The organism is Micromonospora sp. DT4 (assembly GCF_049841675.1).
GTDB lineage: Bacteria > Actinomycetota > Actinomycetes > Mycobacteriales > Micromonosporaceae > Micromonospora.
The window spans coordinates 1-11,529 of sequence record NZ_JBNCKT010000141.1; the positions used below are offsets into that span (position 1 = coordinate 1).

13 protein-coding genes and 1 pseudogene are annotated in these 11,529 nt (G+C 68.2%); 7 read left to right on the top strand and 7 right to left on the bottom strand.

The features are described 5' to 3' along the window. Positions 1-162: 162 nt before the first annotated feature. Together ACLQ24_RS26125 and ACLQ24_RS26130 are read left to right on the top strand one after the other, a co-directional pair. Positions 163-537: a hypothetical protein gene (locus tag ACLQ24_RS26125; RefSeq protein ID WP_425894352.1), complete on the top strand. Its 375-nt coding sequence runs from the start codon at positions 163-165 to the stop codon at positions 535-537. Between the two features lie 170 nt (positions 538-707). Further along, positions 708-941, top strand: coding sequence for a hypothetical protein (locus tag ACLQ24_RS26130; protein WP_425894353.1), 234 nt, complete (start codon positions 708-710; stop codon positions 939-941). A 67-nt stretch (positions 942-1,008) separates the two neighbouring features. Here the strand turns inward: ACLQ24_RS26130 and ACLQ24_RS26135 are convergent, their stop codons facing one another. The 3 genes from ACLQ24_RS26135 to ACLQ24_RS26145 form a co-directional block, all read right to left on the bottom strand. Further along, positions 1,009-1,932 (bottom strand): serine hydrolase, encoded by a 924-nt coding sequence (locus ACLQ24_RS26135; protein ID WP_425894354.1) that lies wholly within the window; start codon positions 1,930-1,932, stop codon positions 1,009-1,011. After that, positions 1,925-2,533: a hypothetical protein gene (locus tag ACLQ24_RS26140; RefSeq protein WP_425894355.1), complete on the bottom strand. Its 609-nt coding sequence runs from the start codon at positions 2,531-2,533 to the stop codon at positions 1,925-1,927. The genes ACLQ24_RS26135 and ACLQ24_RS26140 overlap by 8 nt, the downstream gene beginning before the upstream one ends. Positions 2,534-2,737: 204 nt before the next feature. After that, positions 2,738-3,484, bottom strand: a complete 747-nt coding sequence (locus ACLQ24_RS26145; protein ID WP_425894356.1) for a sigma factor-like helix-turn-helix DNA-binding protein — start codon at positions 3,482-3,484, stop codon at positions 2,738-2,740. A 206-nt stretch (positions 3,485-3,690) separates the two neighbouring features. Between ACLQ24_RS26145 and ACLQ24_RS26150 the strand changes: the two genes are divergently transcribed. Continuing rightward, on the top strand, positions 3,691-4,125 hold the full coding sequence (locus ACLQ24_RS26150; protein WP_425894357.1) for an EamA family transporter: 435 nt from the start codon (positions 3,691-3,693) through the stop codon (positions 4,123-4,125). Between the two features lie 118 nt (positions 4,126-4,243). Here the strand turns inward: ACLQ24_RS26150 and ACLQ24_RS26155 are convergent, their stop codons facing one another. Further along, complete coding sequence (locus tag ACLQ24_RS26155; RefSeq protein ID WP_425894358.1) at positions 4,244-4,711, bottom strand: NUDIX domain-containing protein; 468 nt, start codon at positions 4,709-4,711, stop codon at positions 4,244-4,246. Positions 4,712-4,845: 134 nt separating this feature from the next. Between ACLQ24_RS26155 and ACLQ24_RS26160 the strand changes: the two are divergent. The 3 genes and pseudogenes from ACLQ24_RS26160 to ACLQ24_RS26170 all read left to right on the top strand — a co-directional run. Continuing rightward, a pseudogene (locus tag ACLQ24_RS26160) lies at positions 4,846-4,959 on the top strand (DNA-binding response regulator); the annotation flags it as partial. A 97-nt stretch (positions 4,960-5,056) separates the two neighbouring features. Beyond that, positions 5,057-5,161, top strand: a complete 105-nt coding sequence (locus ACLQ24_RS26165; RefSeq protein ID WP_425894359.1) for a hypothetical protein — start codon at positions 5,057-5,059, stop codon at positions 5,159-5,161. A gap of 389 nt (positions 5,162-5,550) precedes the next feature. Then, entirely contained in the window at positions 5,551-6,075 is a 525-nt protein-coding gene (locus ACLQ24_RS26170) for a hypothetical protein (protein WP_425894360.1), read from the top strand. Between the two features lie 426 nt (positions 6,076-6,501). Here the strand turns inward: ACLQ24_RS26170 and ACLQ24_RS26175 are convergent, their stop codons facing one another. From ACLQ24_RS26175 to ACLQ24_RS26185, 3 genes are all read right to left on the bottom strand, one after another. Beyond that, complete coding sequence (locus tag ACLQ24_RS26175; protein ID WP_425894361.1) at positions 6,502-7,269, bottom strand: hypothetical protein; 768 nt, start codon at positions 7,267-7,269, stop codon at positions 6,502-6,504. 461 nt (positions 7,270-7,730) lie between these two features. Then, a complete protein-coding gene (locus ACLQ24_RS26180; RefSeq protein ID WP_396729268.1) occupies positions 7,731-8,027 on the bottom strand; it encodes a helix-turn-helix domain-containing protein in 297 nt (98 codons plus the stop codon). A 682-nt stretch (positions 8,028-8,709) separates the two neighbouring features. After that, positions 8,710-9,747: a fatty acid desaturase family protein gene (locus ACLQ24_RS26185; protein WP_425894362.1), complete on the bottom strand. Its 1,038-nt coding sequence runs from the start codon at positions 9,745-9,747 to the stop codon at positions 8,710-8,712. 456 nt (positions 9,748-10,203) lie between these two features. On the opposite strand from ACLQ24_RS26185, the gene ACLQ24_RS26190 reads away from it, so the two are divergent. Continuing rightward, positions 10,204-11,457, top strand: a complete 1,254-nt coding sequence (locus tag ACLQ24_RS26190; RefSeq protein ID WP_425894363.1) for a PP2C family protein-serine/threonine phosphatase — start codon at positions 10,204-10,206, stop codon at positions 11,455-11,457. The last annotated feature ends 72 nt before the right edge of the window (positions 11,458-11,529 follow it).

Here is an 11,529-nt window from a genome sequence, read left to right on the forward strand (position 1 = left end):
AGCGCGAAGCCGCCCGACGCATCAACGCCGAACGACTTCTCACTGCGTAGCCGTCCAGTTACCCGACAGTCTCTGAGACGCATCACCCCTAGTTATTGACGACGCAAATTTCCACCGGTAACTTAAATATCCATTGATAGTCGCCTATCAGAGGGGTCAGCCGTGCTCTGGAAATCCATCGCCGTTGCCGCGTCCGTCGCAGGCGTCCTCGCCACCGCCCCCGCCGCCCCCGCTGCGGCAAGCGGCGTCTGGGGGCCCGGGAACTGCCCGCAGGGCACGTTCTGCATCTGGCCCAACTGGGACCACCCGGCAGAGGGTCCGACGGCGACTCCGTCCCTGGTGACCAGCACCGAGTGGTCGGGCAGCGTCCCGGCCTTCAACTTCTACAACTACACCTCCCGGAACGCCGAGATCACCTGGTCCTACACGTACCTCGGCAAGCCACTCACCGGCACGGAGTGCGTCCGCCCCGGCGACGGGAACTTCTACGTGCCCATGTTCGTGACGAAGGTGACCTGGCAGCCGCGCACCTGCTGACGCACCGCCTCGATGGCGGATGTCCTGACATCCGCCATCGAAGGTCCACCGGTCGCGACAGGGACCGCGTCGGACGCGTGCTCCCGCCAGGATCGTGCTGCGGGAATCCTCTGTGACTACTTCGCGGTCGCCGCCGACGACGCCGTGATCGACGCGTCCTGGGTGGCCCGATGAGTATCTGTGAAAAACCCTTGATATTAGACGTCACGCAGCATGGCGGCCGTGTCCTCGGCCAGCGCCGTTGCGATGGTCGCCTGCACCGCACGGGCGTCACCCGCCAACAGATCGAGGCGCTCGCGGCCGACATCGCGACCGTCAAGGGCACCGAGCAGCCCAGCCCGAGCCGCAGTGTCCGGCGACTCGTGCCGGTCGCGCAACTGCCCCTCGCCGCCGACCGGACCTGATCGGCCCCCTTCGCCCGACCGGTGACCGCTCCCTCGACCGGGCAGGGGTGCGCCCGGACGCTCCGGCCTACCCCTGCGCGGGGCCGTCGTCCGCGACGGCGGCGCGCGTCTCCTTGAGTACGTACGCGGCGGCCTTCTCGACGACGCGGACGCCCGCCTCCTGGCTCACGTGATAGTCGGAGAGCACGGCGATCAGCCAGTCGTGACGGTCCTCCGCGATCCGCCCGATGCTGTTGACGAGCCAGCGGCCACCGTCGACATCGGCGGTGTCCCAGCCGTTCTTGACGTACACGGAACGGGTGCCCGGCGCCTTCGCGGCGGTGACTCCCCATCGTTGCTCGGGAATCACCTTCTTCATGAGACCCATGACGAAGGTACGGTCCTGCAGGGTCAACGGGCCCTTCGACGACGTCAGCGCGGTGAGCAGACGGAGCTGGTCGGCAGCCGTGGTGGTGGTCATCCCCCACTGATCGTTGGGCTTGGTCTCCCGCAAACCGAGTGCGCGGTTCGCGGCGGTGAGGCCACGCGAGCCGTCGATCTTCCGCCAGAGGGCCACCGCCGCGTCGTTGTCACTGGACACGATCATGGCCTCGGCCAGCCGTCTGGTCTCCGAACTCAGGGCCTTGCCCGGCGGTGTCTGGCGCAGCAGAAGGGCCGCGAGGATGTTGACCTTGACGATACTGGCCGTCTCGAACCGCTCGGTGCCGACCGTCAAGGTAGCCGTACCCTGTCGGTCCAGTGCCGCTACCGCCAGATGGCCGTCGTACTTCTCCACGTAGGCCTCGATGCGGGTCCTCGCCTCCTTGATCCGGTCGACGGCCGGCGTCGTGGCGATCGGACTTGCCGGCGATGGACCGGGCGACGAGCCAACTCCATCACCGTCGCGAACGCGCGTGGCACCGAAGGCTGCCGTCGCGACGCCGGCGAGAGACACGGTGACCGCGGAGAAGACCCAGCGGCGTGGCAGCTTCCGACCTCCCCGTTCAGCCAAGGCGGGCCACCGCCTTCGCCGCGACCGAGTCCACCGCTGCCTGGTTGCCCAGGTCGGGCAGACTGACGGTCGAAACCGTCTCGCCTCGTTTCAGCATGACAAAGTACCTCGTGGTAGCAGGGGTGCCGGCATGGTCGATACGGCCTCGGACGAGCAGGCCCACGCCCCCCAGATACTGCGGGTCGACGATGTCGAAGGAGACCGTCGCTCCGTGGACCACGTAGCTCGCGCACCGCCGGAGGACCTGACGGACGTCATCGAAATTCTGCTCGGCCCATCCAGGTTCGTACGTCTCCACAACGTGGTACGCCGGCGACGAGCCGTCCGGCAGTCGGTAGTAGCGCTCCACGGCATCGCGGCGATGCGACTTCGCCGTGTAGTCGCTGCTCAGGTAGTTGGGGCAGTCGTCCTGCTCCCACGGCCAAGGAGGCAGGCCGGTTCGAGCGTCATCCTCGTGCCAGCCCGCACCCAGATCGCCGGCCCCCAGCAGCATACTCAGACCACTGCGCTCGACGGCTGCGGTGTGCGACTCGGCGGCGCCGACGCCGGGCTCCCTTTGCTGGCACCCCGCGACCAACACCACCAACGCCGACAGGACCAACGGCACCACAGCGACCAGGGCTCGGCAGCTCCTGCTGCTCGGTACGGACACCGACACCTCCCACACACAGATGATTACCACCGCAGGTCGCGCCCTTGCCGACGAGGGCGTGGTGGCGCCCTCGCCACCGTTTCAGGACAAGCGCGGCCGCGGCTGGTGGGCGGCCCGACACCACGGGGATCCGCCCCGCCGCACCCCAGCCGCTCAATGACGTTCCTCGGCGAACAGCTCGGAACAGGTCTCGCCGAGCAACTCACGCAGCCGGCCGAGAGAGCGCATGCTCTGGCTCTTGACGACGGCCGTGGAGACGCCCACGACCTCGGCGGTCGTCTCCACGCTCAGGTCGTCCCAGTAGCGCAGGACGATGATCGCCCGATCCCGCAACGGCAGGGTGGCGACCGCGTCGAGCAACGTCATGCGCAGCTCGGCCGGATGTTCCTCACCCCGATCCGGGGGCGCCGGAATCGCCAACTCGCGGCTGGAGCGACGGCTCGCGTAACCGCTGGTCTTCCCCTTGGGTAGCAGCCAGGTCAGCAGCTCCAGAGCACCCTGCGGTGTGGTCCTCAGCAGCTCACCGCCCGGCCCCGCCCCGATCCGTACCGTGTCGATCACCTTGGTCTTAAGACGCGGCGACGCGGCCACACCCGGCGCCTGTGCGGTACCTGAGGCCTCAGCCGGGGACGGCGTGACGGTGTCGACCAGCCCACCAAACGAACTGACGTTCGACTCGCCGGATTGACCGACGCCATCGGCACCGCCGGCGAGCAACCCAGCGGCCAGGCCGATGACGAGCAGCACCGTCAACGCCGATCTGCCGGCGCCGAACTGCGTCAGGCGGCGCTGGCGACGCAGTCGGCGACCCTGCACCACCGACTGCTGGACCAGGTCACCCAACGGCGGGGCGACGTGTCGGGCCAATTCGTCCCTGAAGCGCCCACGCACGTCCCCCATGTCCCGTCCCCCCTCGGCCGACCGTCAGGCGTGACCATCCGTCACTTAACAGACGGGCCTGCGGGCCGATTTGGTCACCGTTTTCGGCACGAATTTTGGCCGTCCCCATGGGGCCTGGACTGCGCATTCAGCACGTGGTCGACCATCTCCGGAGAGTCACATCCGGGGCCGGCCGGGAACCGCATTCGGTCCGGACCGTCCGCCACGTGACGCCGAGTGATCGCGCCGATACGGGCGTGGCCACCCACGAGCAGATACTCGAGTTCCAGCCGGAGGCGATCGCCGTCGGCGACGCCACGGTCGACGACGAACGAGCGCAGATCCGCACGCAAGGCCGGGGTGTCGTCCTCGTGGCACCGGTCAGCGTCGCCGTGTGCGCGGTCGCGCTTCCGCACGAGCCGGTGCGCCTGACGGCCGAGGCCATCGGGGGTATGGCGTACATCGCGGCCATCTCGCAGTTCGGCGGGTTCGTGGTCTGGTATCGCGGCATGGGCCTCATCGGGGTGGCGCGGGCGAGCCAGCTCCAACTCGCCCAGCCGCTGCAGACCCTGGTGTGGGCGGTCTCGCGAACTGGATCGGTGCGGTCGAGGCCACGGCCAATCCTCCTGTGGGCGAGCACCTCAGCGTCATGGTGCCGCTGACCGCGACCGTCGTCCTCTGCTGCATCGTCGGCACGCAACGGGCCAGGACCGCATGAGGTCGCTCCAGCAGACCAGACCGGACCTCGTCCACCCATGCGCTGGGGGAACTGTCCCGCCGTCAACTGGCGAGGTGGCCCGTGGCCCGCAGCAGTGCCCGGCTGAACCGGTTGAGGTCTGCACTCTGGAGCTGCAGCGGAGTGAACCAGTCCAGCTCGCTGACCTCCTCCTGGTCGGGGACCGGTGCCCCGTCGACGATCCCCGCCTCGTAGACGGCGGGGACGTAGGCGACCCGATCGCCGTTGGCGTAGGTCACCTCGTAGTCGGCGCCGCCGAGCACGTCCAGCAGCCGCGGCTGGCCGATCTGGACGCCGATCTCCTCACGCATCTCACGCACGGCCGCCTCGGCCGCAGATTCCCCAATGTCGACGGCACCGCCGGGTACCGCCCAACCGTTCTGATTCCCGGTGTGGCGTACCAACAGGAGCCGTCCGTCATCGTCGACGACGATGACGGCCACCGACGGCAGCTGGATCAACTCGTGGCCGATAACGGCCCGCAGCCGGGCCAGGTGCGGCGAGATAGCCATCAGGACACGGTAGCCGTCACCCCTCGCGGCAGCTCCCCGACCAGGTACGACACGCGCATTCACGACCGCCCAGCGGCACCGGCGTCGGGCGTCTGCCCACCCGGCCGACGCACGTCGCGCTCGTGGACATCCGCATGCCGATCCTCGACGGACTGCGGGCCACCCGCGAGTTGGCCGCGATCCCGCACGCCCCGGCCGTGATCGTCGTGACCACCTTCGACGACGACGCGTACGTCCTGGACGCCATCGCCGCCGGCGCGCGCGGCTTCCTACTCAAGCGGTGCAGCGCGGCCGACCTGATCGCCGCGGAACAACACCGAGATCGCCGAACGCCTCCACCTCTCGATGAGCACCGTCAAGACCCAGGTCACGACCGTGTTGGCCAGGACCGGCAGCCGCGACCGCGTGGGAGCCGCCATGCTGGCGATCCGGGCCGGCCTGACACCCTGACAGGGCCAACGGGACGTTTCGGGCGGGCCGACGGGGACGGCCGACGACGGAGGCGCCCCCGATACGCACGCCAGCTCCAGGCATCGTCGATGCAGTTGCCCGTGGCGACCGAGGCGGGGGCATGCAGCGCCGCGAACTCGAGCAGCGCCGATTCCGCGGCCTGCTTGCTCATCGCCGTGGAGGTTTCGGACTCGACGGGTGCCGCGGAGGCGAGGATCGCGGGGAGCACCAGGGACAGGATCACTGCCACAACCGCCGTAAAGAGCCCTCGCCGTCTGATTGATCGCATCACAGTGTCTCCAATCTGAGATTGGCCGACTTGCCTGGGCGCAGTCTTGCAACGGGATGTTGGATGTCCGTGGATAGCGCGTGGGGATAAGGTGCGGCACATGCCATCGCTGATCACGGCCATCGCCGAACACGACGAGGTCGCCAGCTTCCTCGCCTGGCCGGGCGACTTCGAGCTGGACCGGAAGGACCACGTCGAGGACGTCCATCTCGCATCCGGAGCGGCGCTCGAGGGCTTCGCGGGTGACGGTTCCGGGGGGACGTACTTCTTCTGCGGTGACGGCGGCGAGGAACGGCCGGTCCTGTACGCGGACTCGGAAGGCGGCGCGGCCCTCGTAGCGATCGGCTTGGCGCAGTTGCTTCAGCTCCTGCTGGTGGCGCCGTGGTGGCGCGACTGCCACGCGTTCACCGAGGAGGAGAGCCGCGAACTGGCCGCCGACTATCTGGACGACATTCCCGACCTGGCAGCTCGGCGCGGTCGTGCGGCCGCGGCTCTCGGCCTTGACCTTCCGACGGAGGCCGAAGCTCTGGCTGCCCTCCGCAGGGTCGCCACCGAGGCGGGCAAGGATTTCGTCCTCATCTTCACGCCGGAGGGTACGCCGTACGAGAGGCTGATCGACGACTGAACAGACCGCAAGAACCACGACGCCGAACCCGCCGCACACCAGCAGTGGGACCGGACGCGGCAAGCGGTCCGCCCGGTCCGCCCGGTCCGCCCGGTCCGCCCCGATCAGCCCCGATCAGTCGCGGGTGACGCCGACTCCCAGGCCGGTGCGCGGTGCCGTTGAGCGCCATCGGCGCTATCGGTTGCAGTTCAACGCCGGTCAGGGCACGCGGCTGTGCCCGCCCTGCTCCCCATTCCCGGGCCCGTGGCCCTGGCACCGCCCAGGCGCCTCGGAGCTTCGCTGTGGCACGTCTTCGTCGAGCAGTGCGAGGGCGACGTTCAGGCAACGCGACTGGGGCGCCGAGGCACAGCGCGCACGGTCGGCGGCAGCTACGGATGTCCGCCGCACTTGACCGTCGTCGCGCTGGAGACCGACCGCACCTCGAGATCAGGTTCTGTCACGATGACGGCGGGCTTCGATGTCGCGCAACACGTCCGGGTCCCACTGGCTGGCGTTCCAGTCCTCGCTGGTCGGAGTGGGCGACAGCGGCCACGCCGGGTCTTGCCCGGCGACCGGCGAGTAGTGTCCGGCGATGACTCGGTCGACTTGGGCGACCAGCCGCAGAACTCGCCTCCGGCTGTGCAGCACGCCGCCGATCAGCGCGGCGGCTCCGAGGGCGCGCAGGGCCGCCTGGCCGAACAGGACGGCCGGGGCGGTTCGGTTGGTGGCCAACCAGGCCATGGCGGTGCTCAAGACCAGGCAGGAGGAGAACACGCGCAGGCCCCAGTGGCGGCTGTACGAGCGGCCCGAGGAGCCGTGCGCTTCGGCGATCTGACGAGTGCCACGGCCCCAGATCAGCCCGCTGACACCCAGGCCAATGATGGCGACAAGCAGAATCAGGTTGGCCAGGACGACACCGATTGCTGTGCCCGCGCCGGCCGGGGGCAAGGGCAGCGGCCGGGCACGGTCGCTCGGTGCGCTGCCGAGGACGGCTGCGGCGATCGCGGCTAGAGCGTAAAGAATGGCGAACCCGGCCACGAACCAGGTCGCGACGTTCCAACCCGCCGTCCTGAGCGCGGGCGGAGGTGTCGAGGACCGGCACAGATGGCCTTGGCCGGGGCTTTCGAGCTCGGTCCCGCATTTCGTGCAGTGCAAAGTGTTCTCCTCGGCGGCGCAACCAAGCCTCTGCCGGGCCACGAGCTGGGAATCGTACATCGTGACGTCTCGTCCCACCGATCCAGTTACCAGCGGCCACGGACAACGATCCGGTCGGCACTCCCAGTACGCCGGAGCGTCGGCCGACGACCAGTGCCGGACGGGCCGCCGATCGCCGATCGATTGTGAGCTGCCCGCCCAGTACCTTGGTTGGCTCCCGCAGCCGCATCGGTCGATCGGGAAGCACGTCCACCATCGCCGCGCCCTGTCAGCGGCAGATCCGTACGCCTGATGTTGTCCTGCAGTAATTGCGTCTTGATGATCAGGCGGCGCCACGCTCGCTGACCGGCCGGCGGCGCAGGTTCGGGTTCAGCAGGGCCGGGGGCAGGTTGGCCTGGCCGAGCCGGGTGACATCGGTCCGGCACGCCGAACGAGGTCACCAGCTTGAGAGCGCTGGTCAACGCGTTGCAGGTGCCGAGACTCGCACGAGGGCGGGCTGGTCAGTCCTGTCGTCGCGCACGCTACTGCTTCTCGTTCTGCCGGAGGGCTTCCTCGAGTTGGTCTTCGAGGATGATGATCCGGCAGGCGGCCTCCAGGGCGGTGCCCTGATCGACCATCTCCCGCGCCCGGGCTGCCAGGCGCAACTGGTAACGGGAGTAGCGGCGGTGCCCGCCGCTGGAGCGGTGCGGGTTGATCAGTTTCGCCTCGTCCAGGCGACGCAGGAAGTCCTGCGTGGTGCCGAGCATCTCCGCGGCCTGGCCGATGGTGTAGGCCGGGTAGTTCTCATCGCCGAACATGTCCTCGGGGTTTTGCCCCATGTCACCTCCATGTCGAGGGCCCCGGCGCGTAAGCGCCGGGGCCCAGGGTTTTACGGGTCAGAACACCATCTTCCGACAGAAACGTCGGCTTGTCGTATCCGCACCAGCCGCCACTGACGGCTTCGGGCGCGAGGATCGCATATGCGTGACCGGAGACCACCTCTCGTTCGATGGAAACTGCGGTGTCCGCCCGGCCTGACATCAAGGCCGACGGCGGGCGATCCAACGGTGTACGGCCCTCCCTTTCCTCTGCTACTTCTTCCCTTGCTGTCGTACGGTCCGCCGGCACCGGAGCCCACGCGACTTCATGGCCCCGACACATACGGCGAACATCAGCTGGAACCCCAAAAAGAGCCTTGGCCCCACCTGCAACCAGCGTGCGTCACGCCGGAACTGACGTGCTCCTACTGCTTCTCGCAAGGAACGGTGAAACATGTTCCTCGCCTCGCCGCCCGTCGTGATCCCACGGCCGGACGGCCCGTCTGCGTCTTGACGGATCTTTCCTCTCGACTCGAAGAAGAGTATGCCACACCGCAGAAGATGTCTAGTCGTTCCAACCGAGATTTCCTACCCGCTGGTCATCCACTCCGACTCCGACAGCAGTACCCGGGCAGCCGTCTCCCGGCGGTGGCCTGCCCGGCGCCTTCGTCGGTGACCAGGGCGTGCGCGGACCGGGCCGGACTCAGTCGTTGCCCTGGCGGGTCGCTCCGGTCCCGATCGCCCGCAGGTGGGCCAGCCCCTGCGCCCAGGACTGGATCAGGGTGGTTTCGTGGTAGGCGATGCCATGTTCTGCGCAGAACTGGCGGATCAGTGGCTGGGCATGGCGCAGGTTCGATCGGGGCATGCTGGGGAACAGGTGATGTTCGATCTGGTAGTTGAGCCCGCCGAGCAGTACGTCGAGAAGCCGACCGCCGCGCACGTTGCGGGAGGTGAGAACCTGTCGGCGTAGGTAGTCGAGGTTGTCGGCCTCGGTGAGGATGAGCATCCCCTTGTGGTTGGGTGCGAAGGAACTGCCCAGGTAGAGACCGAACAGGGCCTGGTTGACCAGGATGAACACGATCGCCTGCGGAACGCTCAGGACCAGGAACACGGCCCCGAGGTACCCGGCGAAGTGCACGACGAGCAGGCCGGCCTCCACCGGGCGGCGCCGGAGCCCAGGACGGCTGATGATCGCCCGGACGCTGGCGCCGTGCAGATGCACACCCTCCGCCATCAGCAGAGGGAAGAACAGTGCCGCCTGGTGCCGGACGAAGAGCGCCCGCAGGCCACGCTGCGTCGCGGCCTGGCCCGGGGTGAACGACAGCGGAGCCACCATGAGATCGGGGTCGCGGCCCTCGGTGTTCGGATGGGCGTGGTGGCGGTTGTGCTTGTCGACCCACCATCCGTAACTGATCCCGGTCAGCAGGTTCGCACAGACGAGGCCGAGCACCTCGTTCGCCCGACGAGATCGGAAGATCTGCTGGTGCCCGGCGTCGTGACCGACGAAGGCCAGTTGCCCGAGGAGCATCGCCACGGCGGCTGCGACAGCCGTCTGCCACCACGACGGTCCGAGCCGAACGAACACCACGCCCAGAACCCCGAGACAACCCAGCACAAGCGCGATCCGCGTCATGTAGCGCCGGGGCCGGCGGTCGAGGAGACCCGCGCCCCGGACCAGGCGAGACAGTTCGGCGTACGCACTGCCACGGTCACTGCGGGCGCCAAGATCCGAGTTACTCACTCTCGCCCTCCTGTAGGACGGCCAGTTCAGGTCAGGGGTCTGCCAACAGCCGCGAGGGGATAGGCATGCGACCCCTTCGCGATGCGACAGACATCGAGCAAGCGAACCGACGCTTGATGGTCCCAGTCTCCCTCACAGCCGCCTCCTGCAGACGAAAACGGCAGCTCAGGGCAACCACGGCGTGAGGTCCGTGAGGCCAAAGGACGCCGAGTAGCGAAGCTCTTCGGCGGTCGGCGCATGCTGCTCGCGAGGTGGAACCGCCACTGCTCTTCCTCTCTGTCCGGATGTGACGGCCAGGGCGTTGCCGTGGTGCGACAGAGTGTGCTCTCGGAAACGCGTTCACGGACGATGAAGGCATCAATGGGACATGGGAAGGTACCCCACGTTGACGACGGAACACTGTTGATCTCGCTCCTGGCGTGCCGTGCGCGACGTGCCGGCGTCTAGGCTGCCTGGGTGGCCGGTACCGAGGTGGTGACAAATGAGGAGCGGCTACGTCGCATCGAAGCGATCACCGACGCCGCCCTGTCGGGCTTGGACGTCGCCGAACTGCTCGACGAACTACTCGAACGGGTGCGGGACCTGCTCGGGGTCGACACCGCCACCATCTTGCTGCTCGAGGGTCACACCGACGAGCTCGTCGCGACGGCGGCCAAGGGCTTGGAGGAAGAGGTACGCCGGGGCTTCCGCGTACGGGTCGGGCGCGGATTCGCCGGCCGAGTGGCGGCGACACGGGCGCCGGTCACGATCTATGACGTCACGCCTGACGACGTGGTCAATCCCATCCTGCTTGCCGAAGGGGTACGTGCCTTGCTGGGCGTGCCCATGCTCGCCAACGGCAACCTCATCGGCGTGCTACACGTCGGCTCGTTGACCCTGCGACGGTTCGGCCCCGATGATGTGCGGCTGTTGCAACTCGTCGCCGATCGTGCCAGCTTGGCAGGTCAGGCTCGAGCGCAGGTCCTCGACCGGCAGGCGGCGCTGGCCCTGCAACGCAGCCTCCTGCCCACCCGGCTACCCGACATCTCCGGTCTGGAGCTGGCCGCCCGGTACGCGCCCGGCCACGACCTGGGCATCGGCGGCGACTGGTACGACGTGTTCGTGTTGCCCTCGGGCTGGGTGGGCGCCGTCATCGGCGACGCCTCCGGCCACGGGCTGCCGTCGGCCGTCGTCATGGGACGCATCCGCAGCGCGCTACGCGCCTACGCGCTCGACGCCATGGACCCCGCCGAGGCGCTGACCTCCCTCGACCGCAAGATTCACCACTTCGAGGCGGGCACCCTGACCACCGCCGTCTACGCTCTCATCGCACCCGACCGATCGAGCGTGCACCTCTCCTGCGCAGGTCATCTGCCACCGTTGTTGGCCACCCCCGGCCAACCCGCCCAGCTCGTCAACCTGGCGGTGGACCGACCACTCGGTGTGGGCCAACCGATAAAAAATCGCCGCACCACGGTTGTGGACCTGCCGCCGGGAGCGACGCTCGTCTTCTACACCGACGGACTCGTCGAACGCCGCAGCGAACTTATCGATACCGGCATCGAGCGCCTCGCCAACGCCGTGCGATCGGAGTCAGCAGAGGCACTGTGCGACCGCATCATGGCCACCACCGCGCAGGAGCACCCCGACGACGATATCGCCCTGCTGGTCATCCGCCGTCAGTCACCAACCGACGAAACCCTTCCGGAAGGTCACGTGCACACCACCTAGACGATCTATTCCAAGGGGTGCGGGGCAGCGAACAAGAGCGAGGGTGTCCATGATCGACGTTGCTGAGCAACG

Bases quoted from the DNA above. Each gene is read 5' to 3' on its own strand.
- ACLQ24_RS26130 (WP_425894353.1), top strand. From the start codon at position 708: ATGAGTATCTGTGAAAAACCCTTGATATTAGACGTCACGCAGCATGGC.
- ACLQ24_RS26180 (WP_396729268.1), bottom strand. From the start codon at position 8,027: ATGGGGCAAAACCCCGAGGACATGTTCGGCGATGAGAACTACCCGGCC.
- ACLQ24_RS26155 (WP_425894358.1), bottom strand. From the start codon at position 4,711: ATGGCTATCTCGCCGCACCTGGCCCGGCTGCGGGCCGTTATCGGCCAC.
- ACLQ24_RS26165 (WP_425894359.1), top strand. From the start codon at position 5,057: ATGAGCACCGTCAAGACCCAGGTCACGACCGTGTTGGCCAGGACCGGC.
- ACLQ24_RS26170 (WP_425894360.1), top strand. From the start codon at position 5,551: ATGCCATCGCTGATCACGGCCATCGCCGAACACGACGAGGTCGCCAGC.
- ACLQ24_RS26175 (WP_425894361.1), bottom strand. From the start codon at position 7,269: ATGTACGATTCCCAGCTCGTGGCCCGGCAGAGGCTTGGTTGCGCCGCC.
- ACLQ24_RS26145 (WP_425894356.1), bottom strand. From the start codon at position 3,484: ATGGGGGACGTGCGTGGGCGCTTCAGGGACGAATTGGCCCGACACGTC.